We start from the raw sequence: 25,544 nt of genomic DNA, 5'->3' as shown, positions 1-25,544 counted from the left end.
AAAGGCCGTTTCATGCCGCTGACCGCCGATGCTGATATCAAGGCGCTGCTCGAGGAAACCCGCACCATCGCGCTGATCGGCGCCTCCGACCGTCCCGACCGGCCAAGCTATGGCGTGATGAAGAAGCTGCAGGATCATGGCTATCGCGTGATCCCGGTGAACCCGCAGATCACCGGCGAACATGTCCACGGCGAATATGTCTTTCGCGAGCTGTCGCAGATCGGCGAGCCGATCGACATGGTCGATATCTTCCGCCGTCCCGAGGCCGCAGGCGAAGCGGTGGACGAGGCGATTGCCGCGGGCGCCAAGGCGGTGTGGATGCAATTGGGCGTGGTCAACAACGAGGCCGCGGCGCGCGCCGAACAGGCCGGGCTCAAGGTGGTGATGGACCGTTGCCCGGCGATCGACATCCCGCGGCTGGGCGTGGCGCCGGTAAGCGCGGACTGACCCGCCGGCAGCGGGCAACCCCGCCCGCTCATGATTTCACCATTGGCGCGTCGCCGCTGGCTTGTCGCGGCGCGCGGGATGCCGCAAGAAACAGGACATGACCGGCGACAAGCCGGCGCCAGCGTTGAGGGAGCGGGGCGAGATGGATGAACCGGTCGCCCATGTGCACGGCCGCCCCGGTCAGCGCGATCTGACGACGGGGCCGATCGGATCGGCGCTGCTGATGTTCGCACTGCCGACGCTGGCCTCCAACGTGCTCCAGTCGCTGAACGGATCGATCAACGCGATCTGGGTCGGGCGTTTCCTGGGCGAAGGGGCACTGGCGGCGACGTCCAACGCCAATATCATCATGTTCCTGATGTTCGGCGCGGTCTTCGGCTTCGGCATGGCGGCGACGATCATCGTCGGGCAAAGCTGGGGCCGGCGCGACGTCGACGCGGCGCGGCGCGCGTTCGGATCGGCGATCGGCTTGGTGCTGATGGGGTCGATTACCGTCGGCGCGCTCGGCTGGGTCTATGCGCCGCAAATCCTGACCGCGCTTGCCACCCCGCCCGATGCCTTCGAGCCGGCGCTGGATTACTTGCGCGTCATCTTCCTCGCGCTGCCGCCGTCGATGCTGCTGGTGCTGATGTTCATGGGGCTGCGCGGCACCGGGGATTCAGTAACGCCCTTGTGGTTCATGGGGCTGGCGGTGCTGATCGATGCGGTGATGAACCCGCTGCTGATCGCCGGAATCGGGCCGTTTCCGCGCATGGGCATCGCCGGGTCGGCCACCGCGACGCTGATCGCCAATATCGTCGCGCTGGGCGCCCTGGTGGCGTGGATCGCGTGGCGCGACCTGCCGCTGCGGCTGAAGGGCGAGGAGATACGCTACATCCTGCCCGAACCGACACTGGTGCGCACGATCGTTGGCAAGGGCGTGCCGATCGGGGCGCAGATGCTGGTGCTATCGGTGTCGGCGCTCGCGATGGTCGGGCTGGTTAACCGCAACGGGATCGACACGGTGGCGGCGTACGGCATCGTCCAGCAACTGTGGGGCTATGTGCAGATGCCGGCGATGGCGATCGGCGCGGCGGTATCGGCGATGGCGGCGCAGAATATCGGTGCCGGGCGGTGGGACCGGGTCGCGCAGATCACGCGGGCGGGCATCATCTACAATGTCGCGATCACCGCGGCGACCGTCGTGCTGGTGCTGGTGCTCGACACCGTCATCATCGGCCTGTTCATTCCCGGGGCCAGCCCGGTGCTGCCGATCGCGCAGCATATCAACCTGCTGGCCACCTGGGGCTTCATCATGTTCGGCGGGACGATGGTGCTGTTCGGGGTGATCCGCGCCAATGGCGCCGTCTGGGGCCCGCTGGCGATCATGACGATCGCGATGTTCCCGGTGCGGCTGGGCGTTGCCTTTGCCTTGCTGCCGATCATCGGCCCGGACGCCTTGTGGTGGAGTTTTCCCGTGGGCTCGGGTGCCAACCTGCTGCTGGCGGCGCTCTATTACCGTTATGGCGGGTGGCGCGAGGGCGGGCTGCTGGTGCCGGAAAGCCATTCCGATGAGCGCAGCCATGCCGATATCGAGCCGGCGGGAAGCCTGAAGCCGGTGCCCTGACGGGCCCTACCCGTGCGGTGTATCGGGATCGCGCGGGGCCATGACACGGATCGCCCCGGCGGCGATCCGCGCGCGGACCGGCGTATGCGCCAGCACCTCTCCATCGATCGAGATCGGCAGGCTGGGCCGGGTCGAGATCTTCAGGTCCTTGCCGGTGAAGGTGATCGTGTCCTGATGCCGCGCATCGAGGCCGAAGAAGCTGGCGAACCAGTTCTTCACCAGCGTCCGGCGATAACGGCCAGTGACCGCCTGAACGACGATCTGGCCCGAATCGACATGCGCCTCGTCCACCAGCCAGGTGCCGCCATGATAGGGGCCGTTGGATATGCGCACCTCGACCACGCGCATCCGTTTTTCCTCAACGCCATCGTCGACGGTGAGGATGAAGGGGCGGAATTTCAGATATTGCAGCCCCGCCCAGCCGAGATAGCCGATGCGGCCCATGAACTTCTTCAGATTGTGCGGCACCGTCTCCGCGATTTGCGGCGACAGGCCCATGGCGGCGCAATTGGCGAAATAATCATTGTCGATCATGCCGAGGTCGATGCGCCGCGGCACGCCGTTCGCCAGCACGTCGATTGCCCCGTCGATGTCGAGCGGCAGGCCAAGCGTGCGCGCGAAACTGTTCGCGGTGCCGAGCGGCAGCACACCGAGGATCACGTCCTCCCCCACCAGCCGGTCGACTAGCCCGCTGACGGTGCCGTCGCCGCCGCCCAGGATGACGAGATCGGGCTTCTTGGCGAGCGCGGCATCGATCGTCTGTTCGAGTTTGTCGGGATCCTCCACGGCATGGGCATCGACCGGGAAGGGCAGCACCTCCAGTCGTTTGCAGGCGCGGCGGAACAGCTTCTGCCCCTTGCGCGACTTGGCGTTGACGATCAGGGCCGCGGACCGGATTTCGCTCATGACGCCGCAACGCACGAGGCGCGGTTTCGCCCCCGTAACGCTTGCGTGGCCGCGCGACGCGGCGCACATGCCATGGCCATGAGTGCATCCTTTCCCGCCATTCGCCTTCGCCGTACCCGCGCCGCGGACTGGAGCCGCCGGCTGCATCGCGAGACGATGCTGACCCCGGCCGACCTGATCTGGCCGCTGTTCATCGCTGACGGGGAAGGCGTGGAGGAGCCGATCGCGAGCCTGCCGGGCGTGTCGCGCTGGTCGGTCGACCGGATCGTCGAGCGCGCGCGCGAGGCACAGGCGCTGGGCATTCCCTGCCTTGCCCTGTTCCCCAACACGCCGGGCCATCTGCGCAGCGAGGACGGGCGCGAGGCGCTCAATCCCGACAACCTCATGTGCCGCGCGATCCGTGCGGTGAAGGATGCGGTGCCCGATATCGGCATCCTGACCGACGTCGCGCTCGATCCCTATACCGCGCACGGGCATGACGGGCTGGTCGATGAGGCGGGCTATGTGCTGAACGATGCGACGGTCGAACTGCTCGTCGGCCAGTCGCTGAACCAGGCGGCGGCGGGGGCGGATATCATCGCACCGTCGGACATGATGGACGGCCGCATCGGCACGATCCGCACCGCGCTGGAGGCGACCGGGCATGCCAACGTCCAGATCATGGCCTATGCCGCTAAATATGCCAGCGCCTTCTACGGCCCGTTCCGCGATGCGGTGGGCAGCCGCGGGCTGCTGAAGGGCGACAAGAAGACGTATCAGATGGATTATGGCAACGCGGAGGAAGCGCTGCGCGAGGTGGCGTTGGACCTCGCGGAGGGCGCGGACAGCGTGATGGTGAAGCCGGGGCTGCCGTATCTCGACATTGCGCGCCGCGTGAAGGAGCGGTTCGAGGTGCCGGTGTTCGCATATCAGGTGTCGGGCGAATATGCGATGATCGAGGCGGCGGTCGCGGCCGGCGCGGCGGATCGCGACGCGATGGTGATCGAGACGCTGACCGCGTTCAAGCGCGCCGGCTGTTCGGGCGTGCTGACCTATCACGCCGTCCATGCCGCGAGGCTGCTGACCGCGTGATCGAGACCGACCGCCTGATCCTGCGCGTGCCGGAGGCGCGCGACCGCGCGCCGCTGCATGCGATGTGGGCGGACCCGGCGGTGATGGCGGATCTCGGCCCGGTGAAGGACGCGGCGGCGAGCGATATGGCGTTGCAGCGGCACGCGAGCTACGCGCCGCTCGGCTTTCGCGCGGTTGTGGAGCGCGGGAGTGGTGAGACGATCGGATTTTGCGGGCTGAAGCCCGGCGCGCCCGATACGCCGATCGCGGGGATGCTGGAGATCGGCTGGATGCTGGCGACCCCCTGGTGGGGCGCGGGCTATGCGCGCGAGGCGGCGGGCGCGATCATCGCCTGGGGCTGGCAAGCGCGGCACGAGGATGCGATCGTCGCGATCACCGCGCGGCAGAACGGGCGGAGCCGGGCGCTGATGGAGCGGCTGGGCATGGCGCACGACCCAGCGCTCGATTTCGATCACCCGCTGTTCGACGCTGAAGACCCGCGGCGCGACACGGTGACCTACCGGATCGTGCGCCCGTGATCGCGACCGGGCGCCCGGCGCATGGCTGAGCCGCAGCGCGCAGGCCGTGCGCTTTACGTCCTGACGATCCTGGCGGGATCGTTCCTGTTGTTCCTGGTCCAGCCGATGGTGGCGCGGATCGCGCTGCCGCGGCTGGGCGGCGCGCCGGCGGTGTGGAACTCGGCGATGCTGGTGTACCAGGCGCTGCTGCTCGCCGGCTATGGCTATGCCCATGCGCTGGACCGGTTGCCGGTGCGGCGGCAGGCGGCGGTGCACCTGGGGCTGCTGGCGATCGCCAGCCTGTGGCTGCCGATCGGGGTGCTCGGCTGGACGCTGCCGAGCGGGACGGCGCCCGAATTGTGGGTGCCTTGGCTGCTCGCCGCGTCCATCGGGCCATTGTTTGTCGCGGTGTCGGCGCAGGCGCCGCTGATCCAGCGCTGGTTCGCCGCGGCGCGGCCCGGGCAGGACCCCTATCGGCTGTATGCCGCGTCGAACCTTGGCAGCTTTGCCGGGCTGCTTGCCTATCCGTTGCTGGTCGAGCCGCTGGTGTCGGTGGCCGGGCAAAGGTGGCTGTGGACGGGCGGGTATTTGCTGCTGATCGCGCTGGTCGCCGCGATTGCGTGGCGGCTACCCAACGCGGCGGTGCAGCGTGCAGAGCCCGTCGCCGAAGATACGCCGCCGGGCTGGCGGCGGATCGCGATGTGGATCGCACTGGCGCTGGTCCCGTCGGGACTGATGCTGGCGACGTCGACCTATATCACCACCGACATCGTCGCCATGCCGCTGCTGTGGGTGCTGCCGCTGGGGCTGTACCTCCTCAGCTTCAGCATCGCCTTTGCCGACCGGCGCGCGCCGGCCGATTTCATCACGAGCGTGGCGCCGATCACCATCATCCTGTTCGGCGGGGTGATGATCGGCGGGTTCACGCTGGAGCCCGCGCTGGGGCTGCTGCTGGCGCTGGCGCTGCTGTTCATGGTCGCGGTGGCGCTGCATACCGCGATGTACCGGTTGCGCCCCGCGCCGCAGCGGCTGACGGGTTTCTACCTGGCCATGTCGGTCGGCGGGGCGCTGGGCGGGCTGTTCGCCGGGCTGATCGCGCCGGGGCTGTTCGACTGGACATGGGAATATCCGCTGCTGATCCTGGCGGCGGGCGCGCTGGTGCCGCAATCGATCCTGCTGCCGCCGCTGCAGGCGCTGTGGCGGCGCGGCCGGGGCATTCCGGCGCTGGCCGTGGTGGGCGCGATCTGCGCGCTGCTGCTGATGCTGCGCGAATGGGGGCCGCCGGCGTGGTTTGGCGAGGACAGCCCTGGGCTGATCTTTGCGGTGATCGCGGTGGTGGGGCTGGCGTCGATCGGCGTGCGCGCGGCCTATGTCACGGTGCTGGCGGTATCGCTGCTGCTGTTCGGCGGGATCAACGCGCTGCGCATCACGGCGGCGGGCGACATCCGCACGCGCAGCTATTTCGGTGTTTATACTTTGTCCGAGCGGGCCGATGAGCGCACGCTGGCGCATGGCACGACGCTGCACGGCGTCCAGCTGCTGGGATCACCCGAGCGCGAGCAGCAGCCGACGACCTATTATACGCCATCCTCGGGCGTCGGCCGCGCGCTGACCATTGCGCCGGCGCTGTACGGACCGGAGGGGCGGATCGGCGTCGTCGGGCTGGGGACGGGGACGCTCGCCTGCTATGCGCTGCCGACGCAATATTGGACGTTCTTCGAAATCGATCCGGTGGTGGCGGAGCTGGCCCGGACGCGTTTCTCGTTCCTGCGCACCTGTACGCCCGACGCGCAGACGGTGATCGGGGATGCACGCGTGTCGATCGCGGCGGCGAGGCCGCAATCGTTCGACCTCCTCGCGCTCGACGCCTTTTCGTCGGATGCGGTGCCGATCCACCTGCTGACGCGCGAAGCCTTTGCCGATTACGGCCGCGCGCTGCAGCCCAAGGGGTTGCTGCTGGTGCATATCTCCAACCGCTACATGGACCTGACGCCGATCGTCGCGGCGGCGGCGCGGGCGGGCGGATGGCAGGCGATCGAGCTGATGGACCGGCCGCCGCTGAACGAGGATGGCGCATCGCTGTCGCACTGGATCGCGCTGTCGCGTGATCCGGGGGTGATCGACGCACTGAAGGGCTATGGCACTGGGTGGGTGGCGATCGACCAGGCGGGGGCGGGTGCAGGCTGGACCGACGATTATGCGTCGATCCTGCCGCTGCTTCATCCCTGAGGGCGGGACGGGTCGCGGCTCACTCGGCGCTGCGTTCAACCGAATCGAGGATGCGCGCGCCGGCCATGAAGACGGCGATCGGGCAGACCGAGAAGAGCAGCCAGCCGGCGGGGCCGGGATAATCCTGAAGATAGTGAACGCCGCGTTCGGTTGCGCCAAGGCCGAGGCCGTAGATGACGACGAAAGCTTCGAACTTGGTCTTGATCGTGAAGAGGCGAGCGAGACGAGCGAACATGCTGAAACATCAGCAAGTTTCGGACCAGCGGCGCAGATCCGCCATTTATGCACGTCGGCCAAGAGTTAACTGTCAATTAACCTTACAAGATCGAGTGCCTCGTGCAGCGCGCGGTGGGCCGTTTCCACCTGAGCAAGCAACGCCGGATCGCCGATCCGGTCGAAGGCGATTTCCTCCGGCCAGTGCGCGGCGATCACATCGGCGATGGAATCGAGCTTTGCCGCATCGACCAGGAAGCGCAGATCGACCGTCGCGGGATCGCACACCACGCGTAGCCGCAAGCAGGCGGGGCCGCCGCCATTCGCCATGGACTCGCGCACGTCGACCACCTCCGCCGCGCGGATCGGGCCGTTGCTGGCGAGATGATCCTGCAGCCACGACCAGACAGGGGCGCTGTCGCGCGCCTCTCCGGGGACGATCAGCGTCTGCCCGCCGCCGGGCACGGTGACGAGCTGGGCGTTGAAGAGGTAGGATCTGATCGCCTCGGCGAGGCTGACCTGTGCCGCCGGCACCTCGACGATCTCCACCTCCGGCAGGAGGCGGCGCAGGTCCGCGTAGAAGGCCGCGGGGTCAGCGAAGGCATGTTCGTGGGTGAAGAGCGTGCGTTCGTTGGCGACGGCGACCACGTCATTGTGGAACGCACCGGCAGCGATCGCGGCCTCAGACTGCTGCACGAACAGCGTGCGCGCGGGATCGAGGCGGTGGCCGCGCGCGATCGCCTCGCTCGCCTCACGATTCTGGCGGGCGGGGAAGGGGCCGCTGCTTTCGCCATAGACGAAGACCTCCACGCCCGGCGCGTCATGCGCGGCGCATAGCCGCATGTGATTGGCCGCGCCCTCGTCACCAAATGGGGCGGGGATCGGCGGATGAACGACAAAGGCGCTGTCGGCGAAGGCGAGGCGAAGCTGCGCCAGCGTCACCGGCCATTCGTGGCTGCGATGCGGCATGGTGACGAGGTTGGCGACGGTGAGGTGGCAGCGGCGATCGGCGCAATCGGCGGCGGGGGAGACGGTGGCGGCGTTGGCCGCCCACATCGGCGAGGCGGAAAAGGCCCGCGCCTGAAGATGCGGGCGCGCGGTGGCATAATCGCTGTTCAGCGCGGCGAGCCAGCGGTGGTCGGGGCGGGGATGGGGGAGAAGGACGCCCTGCGTCAGCCCGAGCGCCAGGTTGCGGCGCATCTTCTCGATCCCCTGCAGCGCGGCGGCACGGGGATGCGAGGTCGCGCCGGCATTGCGCGCGGCGGCGAGGTTGCCGGGGCTGAGCCCGGCATAATTGTGGCTGGGACCGACGATGCCGTCGAAGTTGATCTCCTGAATCATGCGCCGCGTTCCTCTCGCCAGATGGGTTCAGATCCGTTCGACGTGCAGGACCTTGTCGCCGTCCTGCGCGTGGATCGCGGCGGCGCAGGCCGGATCGAGGGCAACGCCCGCGTCCTGCGGCGCCACCGTGCCGAAGGCGCAGCGGAAATCGGACAGGCGGCCATGCGCCACCAGCGATTCGATGCCGGCATCGGCGTTGGCGGCAATGACGGCCGCTTCCTTTGCCTCACGGACCGAGCGCACGGCATCGATCCGCGCGGTCATGGTCGGGCCGCCATCAAAGATGTCGATATATTTTTCGAAGGCGAACCCTTCGTTTTCCAGCATCCGCATCGCGGCGCGGCCTGAGGGGTGGGGCATGCCGATCGCGGCGCGCGCGCTTTCGGACAGCATCGCGGTATAGATCGGATGCTTGGGCATCAGATCGGCGATGAACTGGTGGCCGTTGATGGCATTGAAGGCGTCCGCCTCCTGGAAGTTCATGCCGAAGAAGCGCCCGGCGAGGCCGTCCCAGAAGGGCGAGCCGCCCGCTTCGTCGATCACGCCGCGAAGCTCCGCCAGCACGCGATCGCCGAAGCGCGCGCGATGCGCCCGGATAAAGAGGTAGCGGCTGCGCGCGAGCAGCAGGCCGAGCCCGCCGGCGCGCTCCCCCGGGTGGAGGAACAGGCCGCCGACCTCGCTCGACCCCTCCAGATCGGTGGTCAGCGACAGCATCTCCGCGCGGAAGGTGCGGTCGAGTTCGCGGCTGTGCTGGGTCAGCGTGCTGATGCGGTAGCTGTAGAAGGGGTGTTTCTGGCCAACCTGGGTGAAGATCTGGCAGGTACCGCGCACGTCGCCGGTGGCGGTGTTTTCGAGGATGAGGACGAACAGTTCATCCTCCACCGTCGGCTCATCACGGGCAAAGGCGGCGTGGCTGCGATCGAGCTTCGCCTTCAGCGCGCGGCGGTCGGGGGGAAGATTGGTGAATCCGCCGCCGGTCAGCTTTGCCATCTCATAGAGATGCGCAAGATCTTCATCACGTGCCGCCCGGACAACAAATGTCACAAACCCTCCTCAGCCAGTCGCAAGATGGTGACCGCCGACAGCGCGGCGCGTTCGGCCAGGCTATCGACGATCAGGAATTCCTCAGGTGAATGGATCCCGCCGCCGCGCACCCCCATCGTGTCGATGACCGGCGTGCCGACCGCGGCGATATTGTTGCCGTCGCACACCCCGCCGGTGTCGCGCCAGGCGATCGACAGGTCGAGATCGGCGCCGGTGCGGCGCACCAGATCGAACAGGCGCGCCGCCTGCGCGTCGATCGGCTTGGGCGGGCGATTGAAGCTGCCGTGCACCTCTACGGCCACGTCGTGCGCGGTGGTGACGGCAGCGACCGCCTCGTCGATCGCCTGTCGCGCACGGGCGATCTCGTCGGCATCCTTGGGTCGGAAATTGACGCGCAGGACGGCAAGGTCGGGCACGACATTGTTGGGGCCGCCGCCATCGATGCGCGCGGGATTGACCGAGAGGCGCGGGCTTTTTGCCGCGTCGAGGCGAAGCGCGATGGCGGCGGCGGCGACGACCGCGTTGCGGCCCTCCTCCGGATTGCGCCCCGCATGGGCCGCGCGGCCGCGCACGACGATCGAGAAATTGCCCGTGCCGCCGCGCGCGCCGGCAAGTGTGCCGTCGGGGAGGGCGGGTTCATAGGTGAGCGCGGCGAGCTTGCCCCGTGCGGCCGCTTCGATCAGCGCAGCGGAGGAGAAGGAGCCGGTTTCCTCGTCCGAATTGATGACCACGTCATAGCCGATCGGGCAGCCGACCGCCTCGATCCCCTCCAGTGCGGCGATCATCACCGCCAGCCCGCCCTTCATGTCGGCAACGCCGGGGCCGTTGATCGTGCCGTCAGGACGAGCGACGAGCGTCTGGAAGGGGTGGTCGGCCGGATAGACGGTGTCCATATGCCCGGTCAGCAGCAGCCGGCGCGGCGCATCGGGACGCACCGCGAGATGAAGGTGCCGGCCATGGTCGATCGCGCGGACGGCGCCGTCGGGGGTCACCCGCTCCGCCGCGGCGGGCGCAACCAACGTCACCTCGCCCGGAAGCGCCGACAAAGCCTCGGCCAGCATGTCCGCGACGGTCGCGAGGCCGGCGAGGTTTGCGGTGCCGCTGTTCACCGCCGACCAGGCGCGGGTGCGGGCGAGCATGGGGGATTGCGCCGCGTGCGCCACCGCTCGTTCCTCGGTCGGGTTCAGCCTTGCCATCAATGGCGGCTGCTAGCCGATGCGGCGAGCATCGACCACCCCGCGGTTCTGCGAGTGATTCTCAAGGGCCCCATGCCTTGCCCCGAGGGGCCGCGAGGCCTAAAGCGACCGCGAATTTTTTCAATCGCACATGCGAGAGCAGCCCGAGAAAGCGCCATGGTCGACCTGTCGCAATATCTGCCGATTCTGATGTTCCTCGCGGTTGCGCTGGTGCTGTCGACGGCGTTCGTTTTCCTGCCGATGGCGATTTCGCGAGTCACCGGTTCGTACAAGCCCACGCCCGAGAAGCTGAGCGAATATGAATGCGGTTTCCCCGCGTTCGAGGATAGCCGCGCGCAATTTGACGTGCGTTTCTATCTGGTTGCGATCCTTTTTATCATCTTTGATCTCGAAGCCGCGTTCCTATTTCCCTGGGCGGTAAGCGTGTTCGACCTGGGCTGGACCGCCTGGGTCAGCATGATGATCTTCATCGGCGAGCTCGCGCTCGGGCTCGTCTACGCCTGGAAGACAGGCGCACTGGATTGGGAATGACCATGCACTCCGGCCCCGTTGAATTGCCGCGCGATGCCCGCGCGATCTCCAGTGGAACGGGCCTCGTTCAGCCCGATCCCGGTTTCTTCAACGATCTGAACGGCGAGCTGACCGACAAGGGTTTCCTCGTCACGTCGACCGAGGAATTGTTCCAGTGGGCCCGCACGGGCTCGCTGTGGTGGATGACGTTCGGCCTCGCCTGCTGCGCGGTGGAGATGATCCACGTGAACATGCCGCGCTACGACCTGGAGCGCTTCGGCGCTGCGCCGCGCGCGTCCCCGCGCCAGTCGGACGTGATGATCGTCGCGGGCACGCTCTGCAACAAGATGGCTCCGGCGCTGCGCCGGGTGTACGACCAGATGTCGGAGCCCAAGTACGTGATCTCGATGGGGTCGTGCGCGAACGGCGGCGGCTATTACCATTATAGCTACAGCGTCGTGCGCGGTTGCGACCGTGTGGTGCCGGTCGACATCTATGTCCCGGGCTGCCCGCCGACCGCCGAGGCGCTGCTGTACGGGATCATGCAGCTGCAGCGGAAGATCCGCCGTTCGGGGAGCATCGAACGGTGAGGGCGCCTGCACCCCGCTGGGCCGCTGAGCTCAACGACGCGACGCTGGAGGCGGCGCGCGCCGCCATTCCGAACGGGCTGGTCGATGCGTTCGCGCATGTCGGTGAGATCCAGCTGCACGTCCACCGCGATCACCTGATCGCCGCGCTGACGGCGCTGCGTGATACGCCGGGCCTTGAATACCAGCAGCTGATGGACATCGCCGGGGTCGATTATCCCGGTCGCGGCGAGGAGCGGTTCGAGGTGGTCTATTGCCTCCTGTCGCTGACCCGCAACCATCGCCTGCACGTCCATGTCACCGCCAGCGAGGATACGCCGGTGCCGACCGTGACCGAGCTGTGGCCGGTCGCCGGCTGGTATGAGCGCGAAGTGTACGACATGTACGGCGTGCTGTTCGCCGGCAACCGCGACCTGCGCCGCATCCTGACCGACTATGGCTTCCGAGGGCATCCCCAGCGCAAGGACTTCCCGCTGACCGGGTTCGTCGAGATGCGCTATTCGGAAGAGGTGAAGCGCGTCGTCTATGAGCCGGTGAAGCTGGCGCAGGATTTCCGCACGTTTGACTTCACGAGTCCCTGGGAAGGCGCAGAATACGTGCTGCCGGGCGACGAGAAGGGCGCGGCGCTGCCCGAGGCGAAGGGTGCGCCGACGCCGCTCAACGCCGATGTGATCCGCAAGGCGGGCGACAGCCAGAGCGCGACCAAGCCGGCCGATGCGCCGAGCCAGCCCTATGCCAAGGAGCCGGCGACCAGCACCGCCCAGACCGGCGCGGGCAACCCGCATCCGAACGCGACGCCAAAGCCATCCGACCCTGATGTCGTTCCCGGCAAGGGAGGGCAGAACCAATGACCGATACGCTGCGCAACGATTCCATCGACCCCGCGGTTGAGCGGCTGGCCGACGCCTTCCAGGACGGACATGTCCAGGATGAGGTGGCGATCCAGAACTACACGATCAACTTCGGCCCGCAGCACCCGGCGGCGCACGGCGTGCTCCGGCTCGTCATGGAGCTGGACGGCGAGATCGTCGAGCGGATCGATCCGCACGTCGGGCTGCTCCACCGCGGCACCGAGAAGCTGATCGAATACAAGACCTACGCGCAGGCGATCCCCTATTTCGATCGCCTCGATTATTGCTCGCCGGCGTGCATGGAGCACACGTTCGTGCTGGCGATCGAGAAGCTGCTCGACCTCGAAGTGCCGCTGCGCGCGCAGTACCTGCGCGTGTTCTTCGCCGAGCTGACGCGCATCTCGAACCACATGCTCAACCTCGGCTCGCACGTCATGGACGTCGGCGCGATGACGCCGAACCTGTGGCTGTTCGAGATTCGCGAGGATTGCTACGGCTTCCTCGAGCGCGCGACCGGTGCGCGCATGCACCACAATTACTTCCGCCCGGGCGGCGTCCACCAGGACGTGCCGCTGAAGCTGTTGACCGACATCGCCGAGTGGCTCGACACGCGGCTGCCGCGCCTGTTCGAGGATGCGATCAGCCTGGTTGCCGACAATCGCATCTTCAAGCAGCGCAACGTCGACATCGCGGTGGTGAGCCGCGACGATGCGATCCGCTGGGGTTTCTCCGGCCCGATGATCCGCGCCGCGGGCATTCCGTGGGATCTGCGCAAGCAGCAGCCGTATGACGTGTACGACCGAATGGATTTCGAGATCCCCGTCGGCACCAAGGGCGATTGCTACGACCGGTTCATGGTGCGCGTCGAGGAGGTCCGCCAGTCGGCGCGGATCATGAAGCAGTGTCTGGCGGAAATGCCCGAAGGGCCGATCGCCAGCCTCGATCGCAAGGTCGTGCCGCCCAAGCGGGGCGAGATGAAGCAGTCGATGGAAGCGCTGATCCACCACTTCAAGCTGTATTCCGAAGGCTATCACGTGCCGGCTGGCGAAGTGTATGTCGCGACGGAAAGCCCGAAGGGTGAGTTCGGCGTCTATCTGGTGTCCGACGGCACCAACAAGCCGTACCGTTGCAAGATCCGTCCGACCGCCTTCAGCCACCTGCAGGCAATGGATTTCATGAGCCGCGGCCACATGCTCGCGGACACCACCGCCATTCTCGGCGCGATGGATATCGTTTTTGGTGAATGTGACCGCTGATGGCTGACGCACCCCAGATCCCCGACGAGGCAGAGGTCCGCGCCCGCTGGGGCAATTTCCAGTGGACCGACGAAAGCCGTGAGAAGTGCAACGCGATCCTCGCGCGCTATCCGGCGGGTCGTGAGCAATCGGCGTCGATCCCGCTGCTCGACCTGGCACAGCGCCAGGTTGGGGCGGAGACGAACACGCAAGGGTGGCTGCCGATCCCGGTGATCGAGTTCGTCGCGCGCGAGATCGGCGTGCCGTACATCCGCGTGCTGGAGGTCGCGACCTTCTACACCATGTTCAACCTGGCGCCGGTCGGCCGGTTCCACGTGCAGGTCTGCGGGACGACGCCGTGCATGCTGCGCGGGTCGGACGACGTGCTGGCGGCGTGCAAGAACAAGGGGCTGATCAAGGGCAAGACGACGCCCGACGGCCTGTTCACGCTGACCGAGGTCGAGTGCATGGGCAATTGCGCGTCCGCACCGATGGTCCAGATCAACGACGACAATTATGAGGACCTGGATTACGACCGTACGGTCGCGATCCTCGACGCGCTGGCGCGGGGCGAGCAGCCCAAGGCGGGCACGCAGGAGCCGGGCCGGCACACGGTGGAGCCGTTGGGCGGGCCGACGACGCTGAAAGCGATGGTCGACGAGAACCACGATTATCGCAACGAATGGAACACCCCTGCCGTGGGAGCGAGCGCATGAGCGTCATCACGTCCCTGACGGACAAGGACCGCATCTTCACCAACCTCTACGGATATCAGCCGTGGACGTTGCAGGCGGCCCGCCAGCGCGGCGACTGGGACAATACCAAGGCGCTGCTGGAGCTTGGCCAGGACAAGATCATCGACGTGATCAAGGCCTCGGGCCTGCGCGGTCGCGGCGGTGCGGGCTTCCCGACCGGCACCAAATGGTCGTTCATGCCCAAGACGCCGAGCCCCGAGCGGCCGAGCTTCCTGGTCATCAACGCCGACGAATCCGAACCGGGTTCGTGCAAGGATCGCGAGATCATCCGCCACGATCCGCACAAGCTGATCGAGGGCGCGCTAGTCGCGGGCTTCGCGATGCGCGCGCGGGCGGCCTACATCTACATCCGCGGCGAGTATATTCGCGAGGCCGAGACGCTGTTTGCCGCCGTGCAGGAGGCATATGACGCCGGCCTGGTCGGCAAGAACGCTTGCGGCTCCGGCTATGACTTCGACGTCTTCGTCCACCGTGGCGCCGGCGCGTACATCTGCGGCGAAGAGACCGCAATGATCGAGAGCCTGGAGGGCAAGAAGGGCCAGCCGCGCCTGAAGCCGCCGTTCCCGGCGGGTGCCGGCCTGTATGGCTGTCCGACGACGGTCAACAACGTCGAGAGCATCGCGGTCGCGCCGACGATTCTGCGGCGTGGCGCGGAATGGTTCGCCAGCTTCGGCGCGGAGAACAACCGCGGCACCAAGCTGTTCCAGATCAGCGGTCACGTGGAAAAGCCGTGCGTCGTCGAGGAATCGATGAGCATTCCGTTCCGCGAGCTGATCGAGAAGCATTGCGGCGGCATTCGCGGCGGGTGGGACAATCTGCTCGCGGTTATTCCGGGTGGTTCGTCGGTGCCGTTGGTGCCAGCGAAGGACATCATGGATGCGCCGATGGACTTTGATGGCCTGAAAGCGGTGGGCTCCGGCCTCGGCACCGCGGCGATCATCGTCATGGACAAGTCGACCGACATCGTCCGCGCGATCAGCCGTATCTCCTACTTCTACAAGCATGAGAGCTGCGGCCAGTGCACGCCGTGCCGCGAGGGCACCGGCTGGATGTGGCGCGTGATGGAGCGGCTGCGCACCGGTGACGCCGAGATCGGCGAGATCGACATGTTGCAGCAGGTGACCAAGCAGGTCGAGGGCCACACCATCTGCGCGCTGGGCGACGCGGCTGCCTGGCCGATCCAGGGCCTCATCCGCCACTTCCGCCCCGAGCTGGAACGCCGCATCACCGAACGTCAGGGCGGCGGGCTCGCCCCCATGCAGGAAGCTGCAGAATAATGCCAAAGCTGAAGGTAGACGGGATCGAGGTCGAAGTGCCGCAGGGAGCCACCGTGCTCCAGGCGTGCGAAGCGGCTGGCAAGGAAATCCCCCGTTTCTGTTATCATGAGCGGCTGAGCATCGCGGGCAATTGCCGCATGTGCCTGGTCGAGGTGAAGCCCGGGCCGCCCAAGCCGCAGGCGTCGTGCGCGCTGCCGGCGGCGGAAAACCAGGAAGTGTTCACCAACACGCCGATGGTGAAGCATGCCCGCGAGGGCGTGATGGAATTCCTGCTGATCAACCACCCGCTGGATTGCCCGATCTGCGATCAGGGCGGCGAGTGCGATCTGCAGGACCAGGCGGTTGCTTATGGTCGTGGCCACAGCCGCTTCCAGGAGAACAAGCGCGCCGTCACCGAGAAGTACATGGGCCCCATCGTGAAGACGGTGATGACCCGGTGCATCCAGTGCACGCGCTGCGTCCGCTTCGCCGAGGAAGTGTCGGGCGTGGAGGAAATCGGCGCGCTGTATCGCGGCGAGAACATGCAGATCACCTCCTACCTCGAGAAGGCGGTGACGAGCGAGCTCAGCGGCAATGTCGTCGACCTGTGCCCGGTCGGTGCGCTGACGTCCAAGCCCTATGCGTTCGAAGCGCGCCCGTGGGAGCTGAAGAAGACGCTGACGATCGACGTCATGGACGCGGTCGGCACCAACATCCGCCTCGACAGCCGTGGCCGTCAGGTGCTGCGCGCGCTGCCGCGGGTGAATGACGACGTCAACGAGGAGTGGGCGACCGACAAGACCCGCCACGCCGTCGACGGCCTGGTGCGTCGCCGGCTCGACCGCCCTTATGTGCGGCGTGACGGCAAGCTGGTTGCGGCCAGCTGGGACGAGGCGTTCGCTGCGATCGCCGATGCGGCCAAGGCTGCGGGCAACAGCGTCGCGGCGGTGGCCGGCGATATCGTCGATTGCGAGACGATGTTCGCGGCCAAGGCGCTGCTGGCGTCGATGGGCTCGTCGCTGCTCGAGGGTCGTCAGACCGGCATGGACTATGACGTGTCGAGCCTGGCGGCGGTGAATTTCAACACCACCATTGCCGGCATGGAGCGCGCCGACGCGATCCTGTTGGTCGGCACCAACCTTCGCTGGGAAGCGAGCCTGGTCAACACGCGCGTGCGCAAGGCGATCAAGCGCGGCGCCAAGGTGTTTGCGATCGGCCCGGAGACGGACCTGTCGTACAAGGTCGAGTGGCTGGGCCAGGATCTCTCGATCCTTTCCAACCTGCCAGAGGCGGTGACCGAGGCGTTCGGCAAGGCCGAGCGGCCGGCAGTGGTTGTCGGTGGCGGCGCGCTGAAGCATGCGCATGGCGCGACGCTGGAGCTCGCCAAGTCGCTGAACCTCGTTCGCGATGGTTGGAACGGCTATAATGTCGTGCATTTCTCGGCCGCACGCATGGGCGGGCTGATGCTCGGCTACGCGCAAAAGGCCGGCATTTCCGCGCTTTACGACGCGAAGCTCACCTTCTTCCTGGGGGCCGACGAGTGCGATTTCACGCGCTTCACCGGCTTCAAGGTCTATGTCGGCCATCATGGCGACAAGGGCGCGGCCGCGGCGGACGTGGTGCTGCCCGGTGCGAGCTATGCCGAGAAGTCGGGTACCTATGTGAACCTCGAAGGGCGTGTTCAGCGCGGCAACCGCGCGGTGTTCGCGCCGGGCGATGCGCGCGAGGACTGGACGATCTTCCGCGCACTGTCGGAAAAGCTGGGCGCGGTCCTGCCGTTCGACACGCTGGACGAGCTGCGCGCCGCGATGGCGCTGGATTGTCCGGAGCTTGCCAACGAGGGGCTGGTGACCTTCCCCTGGGCGCCCCCGTCGCTCGACACCGCGGCGCAGGGCGCGCTGGAGGGATATCCCATCAAGGATTTCTATCTCACCAACGCGATCTGCCGCGCGTCGCCGACGATGCAGCGCTGCTCGGCTGAACTGGTCCATGGCGAAACCTTCGCGGAGGCCGCGGAATGACCGCCTTCTTCAACACGACCCTCGGCCTGCCCTATAACTGGGCCTGGTTCCTGGCGACGCTGGTCGGCATCCTGGTCATCGCGCTGCCGCTGATGCTGGCAGTGGCGATGATCATCTATGCCGATCGCAAGATCTGGGCGGCGATGGCGCTGCGCCGCGGCCCGAACGTGGTCGGCCCGCTCGGCCTGCTGCAGTCCTTCGCCGACGGCCTGAAGGTGTTCCTGCAGGAGACGATCGTCCCCACGGCCGCCAACCGCGGGCTGTTCCTGCTCGCGCCGATCATCACCTTCACGGTGGCGCTGATCGTCTGGGCGGTGGTGCCGTTCGACCTTGGCGTCGTGCTGGCGGACATCAACGTCGGGCTGCTGTACGTTCTCGCGGCATCGTCGCTGGGCGTGTACGGCATCATCCTGGCGGGCTGGTCGTCCAACTCCAAATACCCGTTCTTCTCCGCGATCCGCGCCGCGGCGCAGATGGTGAGCTATGAAGTCGCGATCGGCTTCGTGCTGATCTCGGTCATCTTGTGGGCGGGGACGTTCAACCTGACCGGGATCGTCGAGGCGCAGCGCGGCGTGCTGGGGACGCCGATCAACGGCTTCTTCCTCAACCCGCTGCTGTTCCCGATGGCGATCGTGTTCTTCATCTCGGCCCTGGCCGAAACGGCGCGCGCGCCGTTCGACCTGACCGAGGCGGAATCGGAGCTCGTCGCGGGTTACCAGACCGAATATTCGTCGATGAGCTTCGCGCTCTACTGGCTCGGCGAATATGCCAATGTGATCCTGATGTGCGTGCTGAACGCGACGCTGTTCTGGGGTGGCTATCTGCCGCCGTTCGACTGGGCGCCGCTCTATTACGTGCCGGGCATCATCTGGCTGTTTGCCAAGACGCTGTTCTTCTTCTTCTGCTTCAGCTGGGTGAAGGCGACGGTGCCGAGGTATCGTTATGACCAGCTGATGCGGCTGGGCTGGAAGGTGTTCCTTCCGCTGTCACTGTTCTGGGTATTTCTCGTGTCGGGCGTGCTGATGCTCTACCGGGTTGGGATCTGACGATGGGTATCGCTTCGACGATCAAGGCCTTCACCCTCTGGGAGTTCGTGAAGGCGCACGCTTTGACCTTGAGGTATTTCTTCAAGCCCAAGGCGACGATCAACTATCCGTTCGAGCGCAACCCGCTCTCGCCGCGGTTCCGTGGGGAGCATGCGCTGCGCCGCTATCCCAATGGCGAGGAACGCTGCATCGCATGCAAGCTGTGCGAGGCGGTGTGCCCGGCGCAGGCGATCACGATCGAGGCCGAGCCGCGCGACGACGGCAGCCGCCGGACGACGCGCTACGACATCGACATGACCAAGTGCATCTATTGCGGGCTGTGCCAGGAGGCCTGCCCGGTGGACGCGATCGTCGAAGGGCCGAACTACGAATTCTCGACCGAGACCCGCGAGGAGCTGATCTACGACAAGGCCAAGCTGCTCGATAACGGGGATCGCTGGGAAAGCGCGATTGCGGCAAACATTGCCGCGGACGCGGCATATCGATAGGCGGCGCGCGATGATTCAACGGCTTTTCCAGGTGTCGGCATGATCCAGGCCCTCGCCTTCTACCTTTTCGCGATCGTGGTGCTCGTTTCGGGCGTGATGACGATTGCCTCGCGCAATCCGGTGCACAGCGTGCTGTGGCTGATCCTGGCGTTCTTCAACGCCGCGGGCCTGATGGTGCTGGTCGGCGCCGAGTTCATCGCGATGCTGCTCGTCATCGTGTACGTCGGCGCGGTCGCCGTGCTGTTCCTGTTCGTGGTCATGATGCTCGACATCGACTTCGCCGAGCTGCGCGCTGGTTTCGTGCGCTATTTCGGGATCGGCCTGGTCCTGGCGGTGGCGCTGGTGTGCGAGATCATCATCGGGGTCGGCGCATGGAGCGAGGGCGGGGTTGACCTGGCACGCCGCGGTGCGCCGATCGATCCGACCATCCCGAACGTCCAGGCGATCGGCAACCTGCTGTACACCCGCTACCTCTTCGTGTTCGAAGCGGCGGGCCTGGTGCTGCTGGTCGCGATGATCGGCGCGATCGTGCTGACGCATCGCCAGCGTGGCGGGGTCATCAGGCAGAACATCGCGCAGCAGATCGCGCGGCGTCCGCAGGATGCGACGCGTAACGTGCGACCGGAAATCGGGCAGGGGGTGAAGCTGTGAGTGGCGGAATCGGTCTGGTCCATTACCTCGTCGTGGCGGCATTGCTGTTCACGACCGGGGTGCTGGGCATCTTCCTCAACCGGAAGAACATCATCGTCATCCTGATGGCGATCGAGCTGATCCTGCTGGCGGTGAACATCAACCTCGTCGCCTTTTCCTCGGCGCTGGGCGATCTGGTGGGGCAGGTCTTTGCGATGTTCGTGCTGACCGTGGCTGCCGGCGAGGCGGCGATCGGTCTGGCGATCCTCGTCATCTTCTTCCGTGGCCGGGGCTCGATCTCGGTTGATGATCCCAGCCGGATGAAGGGCTGAACGACCCGTGACCTCGATCCTCTTCATCGTATTCCTGCCGCTGCTCGCGGCGATCATCGCTGGCTTCGGCAACAAGTCGATCCCCGGCGTCGTCGCCAAGGGCGTGACGACGGGCGCGCTGTTCATCTCCTGCGCGCTGTCGTGGCCGATCTTCCTCGGCTTCATGTCGGGCGGGATGAGCGCCAGCGTGACGCCGGTGCTGCACTTCCTCACCTCCGGCACGTTTGACGCGTCCTGGACGCTGCGGCTCGACGCGCTGACCAGCGTGATGCTGGTGGTGATCACCAGCGTCTCGGCGCTCGTTCACCTCTATAGCTGGGGCTATATGAGCGAGGACCCGGATCAGCCGCGGTTCTTCGCCTATCTGTCGCTGTTCACCTTCGCGATGCTGATGCTGGTGACGGCCGACAACCTGATCCAAATGTTCTTCGGCTGGGAAGGCGTCGGCCTCGCCAGCTATCTGCTGATCGGTTTCTGGTTCAAGAAGCCGAGCGCACAGGCGGCGGCGATCAAGGCATTCGTCGTCAACCGTGTCGGCGACCTTGGCTTCATGCTGGGCATCTTTGCCACCTATCTGGTGTTCGACACCGTCTCGATCCCCGCCATCCTCGAGATGGCGCCGGGCATGGCCGGCTCGACGATCGGCTTCCTTGGCTATCGCTTCGACACGATGACGGTGATCTGTCTGCTGCTGTTCGTCGGCGCGATGGGCAAGTCGGCGCAGCTGGGCCTCCACACTTGGTTGCCGGACGCGATGGAAGGTCCGACCCCGGTGTCGGCGCTGATCCACGCGGCGACGATGGTCACCGCGGGCGTCTTCATGGTCTGCCGCCTGTCGCCGATGTTCGAAGCGTCGCCGACCGCGCTGATGGTCGTCACCGGCGTTGGCGCCGCGACCTGCCTGTTCGCCGCGACCGTCGGCACGACGCAGACCGACATCAAGCGCGTGATCGCTTATTCGACCTGTTCGCAGCTCGGCTATATGTTCTTCGCCGCGGGCGTTGGTGCGTATGGCGCGGCGATGTTCCACCTGTTCACGCACGCCTTCTTCAAGGCGCTGCTGTTCCTGGGTGCCGGCTCAGTCATCCATGCGATGCACCATGAGCAGGACATGCGCTTCTACGGTGGCCTGCGTAAGCATATCCCGATCACCTTCTGGGCGATGATGCTGGGTACGCTGGCGATCACGGGCGTGGGCATCTACGGCATCGGTGGCTTTGCCGGCTTCCACTCGAAGGACGCGATCCTTGAAGTGGCCTGGGCATCGGGCCGCGGGCAGGGCGCCTTCTGGGTCGGTACCTTCGCTGCGCTGCTGACGAGCTTCTACTCGTGGCGCCTGATGTTCCTGACCTTCTGGGGCAAGCCGCGCTGGGCCGGGTCGGAGCATATCCAGCACGCGGTGCACGACCGTCACCATGATCATCCCGTCCATGACGCGGACGATCATGCCGCGGAGGCGCATGGTGGCGGTGTCGCGCATGAGGATGCCGGCCATTCGCCGCACGCGCATGGCGCGGACACCGATGACGTGCCGACCGGCACCGCTGGCTATCATCCGCATGAGAGCCCGCTGGTCATGCTGATCCCGCTGATCGTCCTGTCGATCGGCGCGGTGCTCGCCGGCTATGTGTTCCATTACTGGTTCATCGAGCCGGAGGCGGGCGAGGCGTTCTGGCGCGGGTCGCTCGCGTTCAACGAGCATCTGGCGCACGAGATGCACGAGGTGCCGCTGCTGGTGAAACTGGCCGCGACGATCGTGATGATCATCGGCCTGGCGCTGGCGTGGATCGCCTACATCTGGCGGACCGACATACCGAAGCGGTTCACCACGACGTTCGACGTCCTGTACAATTTCATCGCCCACAAATGGTATTTCGATGAGCTGTACGACCTGTTGTTCGTGCGCCCGTCCTTCGCCATCGGCCGCTTCCTGTGGCACATGGGTGATGAAGGTACGATCGACCGCTTCGGGCCGAACGGATCGGCCTGGATCGTGGCTCAGTCGAGCCGCGTCGCCGGGCGGATCCAGACGGGCTACGTCTATACCTATGCGTTCGTGATGCTGATCGGCCTCACCGCCGCGGTAACTTGGGTGATCGCAGGATGACCCACGCCGCTTCTTTCGTTCGCGCCGAGCCTGGCAAGGCGCTGTACTTCTTCACCCCGTTCGAAGGGGCAGGGCTGGACGTCGTGACGTTCGGCCCGAACGGTCTGTTGGGGGCGAAGTGACCGGTTTCCCGATCCTTTCCGTGATGCTCGCGATCCCGGCCATTGCCGCGATCGCCTGCTTCTTCCTGTCCGCCCAGAGTGCGCGCTGGCTCGCCCTTGCGGCGACGCTGGCCGATCTCGCGCTGGGCGTCATCCTGTGGCTCAGCTTCGACATTGGCGGGGCGCAGTGGCAGTTCGTCGAATATGCGCCGGTGTTCGGGCGGTTCGCCTGGGCGCTGGGCATCGATGGCTATGCGCTGCTGCTGATCATGCTGAGCGTGTTCCTGATGCCGATCTGCATTGGGGCATCGTGGCAGGCGATCGAAAAGCGCGTGCCGGAATATATGGCGATGTTCCTGCTGACCGAGGTGCTGATGATCGGCACCTTCGCGGCGCAGGATATCTTCCTGTTCTACATCTTCTTCGAAGCCGGCCTGATCCCGATGTTCCTGATCATCGGCATCTGGGGCGGGGCGAACCGCATCTACGCGTCGTACAAGTTCTTCCTGTACACGCTGCTCGGCTCGCTGCTGATGTTCATCGCCATGCTTTACATGAGCATCACCGCCGACACGACGTCGATCCCGGTGCTGATGAACTATGACTTCCCGCCGGACGTCCAGACGTGGCTGTGGCTCGCCTTCTTCGCCTCGTTCGCGGTGAAGATGCCGATGTGGCCGGTGCACACCTGGCTGCCCGACGCGCACGTGCAGGCGCCGACCGCGGGGTCGGTGATCCTGGCGGGCGTGCTGCTGAAGCTGGGCGGTTATGGCTTCCTGCGCTTCAGCCTGCCGATGTTCCCGGAGGCGTCCGCATCGCTGGTGTGGCTGGTGTTCGGCCTGAGCGCAGTCGCGGTGATTTACACCAGCCTTGTCGCGCTGGTGCAGTCCGACATGAAGAAGCTGATCGCTTATTCGTCGGTCGCGCACATGGCGATCGTGACGATCGGCCTGTTCGCGTTCAACGCGCAGGGCATCGAGGGTGCGATGCTGGTGATGCTGGGCCACGGCCTGGTGTCGGGCGCGCTGTTCCTGTGCGTCGGCGTCATCTACGACCGGCTGCACACCCGCGAGATTTCGCGTTACGGTGGCCTCGCCAACAACATGCCGCGCTACGCGATCCTGTTCCTGTTGTTCACCATGGCCTCAATCGGCCTGCCGGGCACCAGCAACTTCCCGGGCGAACTGCTGGCACTGATGGGCACTTATCAAGTGTCGACCACGATCGCGCTGCTGTGCACGACCGGCATCATCCTGGGCGCGGCGTATATGCTGTATCTGTACCGTCGCGTCGTGTGGGGTGAGATCAAGTCGGAGGAAGTGCGCGCGATGCCCGACCTGTCGGCGCGCGAGATGTGGCTGCTGGCACCGATCGCCGCGGTCGTCCTGTGGATGGGCGTGTATCCGGAAAGCTTCATTGCGCCGATGCGTGCCGACACCGAGCGCCTGCTTGCCCGGATCGATCGTGATCGTCCGGCGGGCGATTCACTGCCCACGCCGGGTACTGGCGTGGCGCCTGCCGCGCATGGTGCGGGCCATTCGGCCGCCGGTTCTTCTGCTGCTGTATCTGACGCCCATGGGGAGGCGCATTGATGGACTACGCATCGCAGGTCGCGATGACCCTTCCCGAGATCGTGCTGGCGCTGGGTGCGCTGGCACTGATGCTGGTGGCTGCGTGGGGCGGCTCCGCGTCGACGCGCGCCGTGTCCTGGACCGCGGTGGCGATCCTTGGCGGCGCGTGCCTGGCGCTGATCGGCCCGGCAACCAACGGCGGCGCTGCGTTCGACGGCATGTACCGCGCGGATGCCTTTGCCGGTTTCGCCAAGGTACTGATCTATTTCGCCGCGGCGGTCGCGATCCTGCTCGCGCCGCGCTTCTTCGAGCGGACGGCGGGTGAGAATCTGCGCCCGGAATATCCGGTGCTGATCCTTCTGTCGGCAATCGGCATGGGCGTGATGGTATCGGCGGGCGATCTGCTGACGCTGTACATCGGCCTCGAGCTGCAGAGCCTTGCCGCCTATGTCCTTGCCAGCTTCATGCGGCAGGACCAACGGTCGGCCGAGGCGGGCCTGAAGTATTTCGTGCTCGGCGCGCTGGCGAGCGGCATCCTGCTCTATGGCATCAGCCTGGTGTACGGCTTCACCGGTTCGACCATGTTCGACGAAATCGCCGGCGCCTATGCCGCATCGCCGCTGAGCGGTGACGGACGGTCGATCGGCCTGATGTTCGGCCTGGTTTTCGTGTTCGCCGGCATCGCCTTCAAGATCAGCGCCGTGCCGTTCCACATGTGGACCCCGGACGTGTACGAAGGCGCACCGACGCCGGTCACTGCCTTCTTCGCCTCGGCGCCGAAGGTTGCCGCCGTCGGACTCGCCGTTCGTGTCGCGATCGAGGCGATGGGCCCGGCCGAGGACCAGTGGCGCCAGATCGTGATCTTCGCGGCGCTCGCCTCGATCATCTTCGGTGCGGTTGCCGCGATCGGCCAGAGCAACATCAAGCGACTGCTTGCCTATTCGTCGATCAACAACGTTGGCTTCGCGCTGATCGGTCTTGCCGCGGGCACGCCCGAGGGCGTCGCCTCCGTGCTGACCTATATGACGATCTACGTCATCATGACGCTGGGCTCGTTCCTGGTCGTGCTGCAGATGCGCACGCCCGAAGGACAGCCGGTGGAGACGCTGGCGTCGCTGTCGGGCCTGTCGCGCACGCGGCCGTGGCTGGCGGCCGGGCTCGCGATCTTCATGTTCAGCCTGGCTGGCATTCCGCCGCTGTTCGGCTTCTGGGCGAAGTTCGCGGTGTTCGATGCGGCGGTGCGCGCCGGGCTGTTCCCGCTGGCCGTCATCGGCATCGCGGCGAGCACGATCGGTGCCTATTATTACCTGCGCGTCGTCAAGACGATGTACTTCGACGAGCCGACGGTGCCGTTTGGCGAGGGTGACAAGCTGGAGGGCGGGATGATCGCTGTCGCGGCAGTGGCCGTGTCGCCGCTCGGCTATTTGGCCATCCCGCTGCTCAGTGCCTGGTCGATCAACGCTGCGCAGGCGCTGTTCTGACGGTTCAGCGGCGTGACGGTGTC

General features: G+C 66.2%; 25 protein-coding genes. 20 read left to right on the top strand and 5 right to left on the bottom strand.

Annotated elements, in window-relative coordinates:
• The first annotated feature begins 12 nt into the window (after positions 1-12).
• Positions 13-447 carry a CoA-binding protein gene (locus L8F96_RS05115; protein WP_046409919.1) on the top strand — a complete coding sequence of 145 codons (435 nt, stop codon included), beginning with the start codon at positions 13-15 and terminating at the stop codon, positions 445-447.
• Between the two features lie 142 nt (positions 448-589).
• The gene (locus tag L8F96_RS05110) at positions 590-2,053 is read left to right on the top strand and encodes an MATE family efflux transporter (protein ID WP_125944326.1); all 1,464 of its coding nucleotides are present in this window, start codon (positions 590-592) and stop codon (positions 2,051-2,053) included.
• 6 nt (positions 2,054-2,059) lie between these two features.
• Here L8F96_RS05110 and L8F96_RS05105 read toward each other — a convergent pair whose 3' ends face one another.
• Positions 2,060-2,959 (bottom strand): diacylglycerol/lipid kinase family protein, encoded by a 900-nt coding sequence (locus L8F96_RS05105; protein WP_125944116.1) that lies wholly within the window; start codon positions 2,957-2,959, stop codon positions 2,060-2,062.
• A 78-nt stretch (positions 2,960-3,037) separates the two neighbouring features.
• On the opposite strand from L8F96_RS05105, the gene hemB reads away from it, so the two are divergent.
• Genes hemB through L8F96_RS05090 form a run of 3 tightly spaced genes read left to right on the top strand, consistent with a single transcriptional unit; the run spans position 3,038 to position 6,756 of the window.
• A complete protein-coding gene (hemB, locus tag L8F96_RS05100) occupies positions 3,038-4,030 on the top strand; it encodes a porphobilinogen synthase (protein ID WP_334655352.1) in 993 nt (330 codons plus the stop codon).
• Positions 4,027-4,548 carry a GNAT family N-acetyltransferase gene (locus L8F96_RS05095; protein ID WP_334655350.1) on the top strand — a complete coding sequence of 174 codons (522 nt, stop codon included), beginning with the start codon at positions 4,027-4,029 and terminating at the stop codon, positions 4,546-4,548. Before hemB ends, L8F96_RS05095 begins: the two co-directional genes overlap by 4 nt.
• A 21-nt stretch (positions 4,549-4,569) precedes the next feature.
• Positions 4,570-6,756, top strand: a complete 2,187-nt coding sequence (locus L8F96_RS05090; RefSeq protein WP_334655348.1) for a fused MFS/spermidine synthase — start codon at positions 4,570-4,572, stop codon at positions 6,754-6,756.
• 19 nt (positions 6,757-6,775) lie between these two features.
• Here the strand turns inward: L8F96_RS05090 and L8F96_RS05085 are convergent, their stop codons facing one another.
• From L8F96_RS05085 to L8F96_RS05070, 4 genes are all read right to left on the bottom strand, one after another.
• Positions 6,776-6,991 carry a hypothetical protein gene (locus L8F96_RS05085; protein WP_046409928.1) on the bottom strand — a complete coding sequence of 72 codons (216 nt, stop codon included), beginning with the start codon at positions 6,989-6,991 and terminating at the stop codon, positions 6,776-6,778.
• A 65-nt stretch (positions 6,992-7,056) separates the two neighbouring features.
• Positions 7,057-8,310 (bottom strand): N-succinylarginine dihydrolase, encoded by a 1,254-nt coding sequence (locus tag L8F96_RS05080; protein ID WP_334655345.1) that lies wholly within the window; start codon positions 8,308-8,310, stop codon positions 7,057-7,059.
• A 27-nt stretch (positions 8,311-8,337) separates the two neighbouring features.
• Entirely contained in the window at positions 8,338-9,354 is a 1,017-nt protein-coding gene (locus L8F96_RS05075; protein ID WP_136450785.1) for an arginine N-succinyltransferase, read from the bottom strand.
• Positions 9,351-10,550, bottom strand: a complete 1,200-nt coding sequence (locus tag L8F96_RS05070; protein ID WP_334655343.1) for a hydrolase — start codon at positions 10,548-10,550, stop codon at positions 9,351-9,353. The genes L8F96_RS05075 and L8F96_RS05070 overlap by 4 nt, the downstream gene beginning before the upstream one ends.
• Before the next feature lie 156 nt (positions 10,551-10,706).
• On the opposite strand from L8F96_RS05070, the gene ndhC reads away from it, so the two are divergent.
• From ndhC to nuoN, 15 genes are read left to right on the top strand one after another with little or no spacing between them, the layout of a single operon-like run.
• Positions 10,707-11,081 carry an NADH-quinone oxidoreductase subunit A gene (gene ndhC, locus L8F96_RS05065; protein ID WP_046409935.1) on the top strand — a complete coding sequence of 125 codons (375 nt, stop codon included), beginning with the start codon at positions 10,707-10,709 and terminating at the stop codon, positions 11,079-11,081.
• A gap of 2 nt (positions 11,082-11,083) precedes the next feature.
• On the top strand, positions 11,084-11,650 hold the full coding sequence (locus L8F96_RS05060) for a NuoB/complex I 20 kDa subunit family protein (protein WP_046410043.1): 567 nt from the start codon (positions 11,084-11,086) through the stop codon (positions 11,648-11,650).
• On the top strand, positions 11,647-12,498 hold the full coding sequence (locus tag L8F96_RS05055; RefSeq protein ID WP_334655341.1) for an NADH-quinone oxidoreductase subunit C: 852 nt from the start codon (positions 11,647-11,649) through the stop codon (positions 12,496-12,498). The genes L8F96_RS05060 and L8F96_RS05055 overlap by 4 nt, the downstream gene beginning before the upstream one ends.
• A complete protein-coding gene (locus tag L8F96_RS05050; protein WP_046409937.1) occupies positions 12,495-13,754 on the top strand; it encodes an NADH-quinone oxidoreductase subunit D in 1,260 nt (419 codons plus the stop codon). Before L8F96_RS05055 ends, L8F96_RS05050 begins: the two co-directional genes overlap by 4 nt.
• The gene (locus tag L8F96_RS05045) at positions 13,754-14,449 is read left to right on the top strand and encodes a complex I 24 kDa subunit family protein (protein ID WP_334655340.1); all 696 of its coding nucleotides are present in this window, start codon (positions 13,754-13,756) and stop codon (positions 14,447-14,449) included. Before L8F96_RS05050 ends, L8F96_RS05045 begins: the two co-directional genes overlap by 1 nt.
• Positions 14,446-15,765: an NADH-quinone oxidoreductase subunit NuoF gene (nuoF, locus tag L8F96_RS05040; protein WP_046409940.1), complete on the top strand. Its 1,320-nt coding sequence runs from the start codon at positions 14,446-14,448 to the stop codon at positions 15,763-15,765. Before L8F96_RS05045 ends, nuoF begins: the two co-directional genes overlap by 4 nt.
• Positions 15,765-17,765, top strand: coding sequence for an NADH-quinone oxidoreductase subunit NuoG (gene nuoG / locus L8F96_RS05035; RefSeq protein WP_296221175.1), 2,001 nt, complete (start codon positions 15,765-15,767; stop codon positions 17,763-17,765). Before nuoF ends, nuoG begins: the two co-directional genes overlap by 1 nt.
• Complete coding sequence (gene nuoH / locus L8F96_RS05030) at positions 17,762-18,811, top strand: NADH-quinone oxidoreductase subunit NuoH (RefSeq protein WP_046409942.1); 1,050 nt, start codon at positions 17,762-17,764, stop codon at positions 18,809-18,811. Before nuoG ends, nuoH begins: the two co-directional genes overlap by 4 nt.
• A 2-nt stretch (positions 18,812-18,813) precedes the next feature.
• Positions 18,814-19,299 carry an NADH-quinone oxidoreductase subunit NuoI gene (gene nuoI, locus L8F96_RS05025; protein ID WP_046409943.1) on the top strand — a complete coding sequence of 162 codons (486 nt, stop codon included), beginning with the start codon at positions 18,814-18,816 and terminating at the stop codon, positions 19,297-19,299.
• A gap of 39 nt (positions 19,300-19,338) precedes the next feature.
• A complete protein-coding gene (locus L8F96_RS05020; RefSeq protein WP_046409944.1) occupies positions 19,339-19,950 on the top strand; it encodes an NADH-quinone oxidoreductase subunit J in 612 nt (203 codons plus the stop codon).
• Positions 19,951-19,958: 8 nt separating this feature from the next.
• Positions 19,959-20,261: an NADH-quinone oxidoreductase subunit NuoK gene (nuoK, locus tag L8F96_RS05015; RefSeq protein ID WP_046410045.1), complete on the top strand. Its 303-nt coding sequence runs from the start codon at positions 19,959-19,961 to the stop codon at positions 20,259-20,261.
• A gap of 7 nt (positions 20,262-20,268) precedes the next feature.
• Positions 20,269-22,368, top strand: coding sequence for an NADH-quinone oxidoreductase subunit L (gene nuoL / locus L8F96_RS05010; RefSeq protein WP_334655337.1), 2,100 nt, complete (start codon positions 20,269-20,271; stop codon positions 22,366-22,368).
• Positions 22,365-22,490: a hypothetical protein gene (locus L8F96_RS05005; RefSeq protein WP_296221171.1), complete on the top strand. Its 126-nt coding sequence runs from the start codon at positions 22,365-22,367 to the stop codon at positions 22,488-22,490. Before nuoL ends, L8F96_RS05005 begins: the two co-directional genes overlap by 4 nt.
• Positions 22,487-24,061 (top strand): NADH-quinone oxidoreductase subunit M, encoded by a 1,575-nt coding sequence (locus L8F96_RS05000; protein ID WP_145118133.1) that lies wholly within the window; start codon positions 22,487-22,489, stop codon positions 24,059-24,061. Before L8F96_RS05005 ends, L8F96_RS05000 begins: the two co-directional genes overlap by 4 nt.
• Positions 24,061-25,521: an NADH-quinone oxidoreductase subunit NuoN gene (nuoN, locus tag L8F96_RS04995; RefSeq protein WP_046409947.1), complete on the top strand. Its 1,461-nt coding sequence runs from the start codon at positions 24,061-24,063 to the stop codon at positions 25,519-25,521. Before L8F96_RS05000 ends, nuoN begins: the two co-directional genes overlap by 1 nt.
• Positions 25,522-25,544 lie beyond the last annotated feature (23 nt).

It is taken from the genome of Sphingomonas panaciterrae (assembly GCF_036890205.1).
GTDB classification, from domain to species: Bacteria; Pseudomonadota; Alphaproteobacteria; order Sphingomonadales; family Sphingomonadaceae; genus Sphingomonas; species Sphingomonas panaciterrae.
Note: the sequence above shows the minus strand (reverse complement) of the source record. Positions and strands in the feature narration are given on the sequence as shown.

Coding starts and splice junctions, on each gene's coding strand:
- L8F96_RS05115 (WP_046409919.1), top strand. CDS start 13: ATGCCGCTGACCGCCGATGCTGATATCAAGGCGCTGCTCGAGGAAACC.
- L8F96_RS05110 (WP_125944326.1), top strand. CDS start 590: ATGGATGAACCGGTCGCCCATGTGCACGGCCGCCCCGGTCAGCGCGAT.
- L8F96_RS05105 (WP_125944116.1), bottom strand. CDS start 2,959: ATGAGCGAAATCCGGTCCGCGGCCCTGATCGTCAACGCCAAGTCGCGC.
- hemB (WP_334655352.1), top strand. CDS start 3,038: ATGAGTGCATCCTTTCCCGCCATTCGCCTTCGCCGTACCCGCGCCGCG.
- L8F96_RS05090 (WP_334655348.1), top strand. CDS start 4,570: ATGGCTGAGCCGCAGCGCGCAGGCCGTGCGCTTTACGTCCTGACGATC.
- L8F96_RS05085 (WP_046409928.1), bottom strand. CDS start 6,991: ATGTTCGCTCGTCTCGCTCGCCTCTTCACGATCAAGACCAAGTTCGAA.
- L8F96_RS05080 (WP_334655345.1), bottom strand. CDS start 8,310: ATGATTCAGGAGATCAACTTCGACGGCATCGTCGGTCCCAGCCACAAT.
- L8F96_RS05070 (WP_334655343.1), bottom strand. CDS start 10,550: ATGGCAAGGCTGAACCCGACCGAGGAACGAGCGGTGGCGCACGCGGCG.
- ndhC (WP_046409935.1), top strand. CDS start 10,707: ATGGTCGACCTGTCGCAATATCTGCCGATTCTGATGTTCCTCGCGGTT.
- L8F96_RS05060 (WP_046410043.1), top strand. CDS start 11,084: ATGCACTCCGGCCCCGTTGAATTGCCGCGCGATGCCCGCGCGATCTCC.
- L8F96_RS05050 (WP_046409937.1), top strand. CDS start 12,495: ATGACCGATACGCTGCGCAACGATTCCATCGACCCCGCGGTTGAGCGG.
- L8F96_RS05045 (WP_334655340.1), top strand. CDS start 13,754: ATGGCTGACGCACCCCAGATCCCCGACGAGGCAGAGGTCCGCGCCCGC.
- nuoF (WP_046409940.1), top strand. CDS start 14,446: ATGAGCGTCATCACGTCCCTGACGGACAAGGACCGCATCTTCACCAAC.
- nuoG (WP_296221175.1), top strand. CDS start 15,765: ATGCCAAAGCTGAAGGTAGACGGGATCGAGGTCGAAGTGCCGCAGGGA.
- nuoH (WP_046409942.1), top strand. CDS start 17,762: ATGACCGCCTTCTTCAACACGACCCTCGGCCTGCCCTATAACTGGGCC.
- nuoI (WP_046409943.1), top strand. CDS start 18,814: ATGGGTATCGCTTCGACGATCAAGGCCTTCACCCTCTGGGAGTTCGTG.
- L8F96_RS05020 (WP_046409944.1), top strand. CDS start 19,339: ATGATCCAGGCCCTCGCCTTCTACCTTTTCGCGATCGTGGTGCTCGTT.
- L8F96_RS05005 (WP_296221171.1), top strand. CDS start 22,365: ATGACCCACGCCGCTTCTTTCGTTCGCGCCGAGCCTGGCAAGGCGCTG.
- nuoN (WP_046409947.1), top strand. CDS start 24,061: ATGGACTACGCATCGCAGGTCGCGATGACCCTTCCCGAGATCGTGCTG.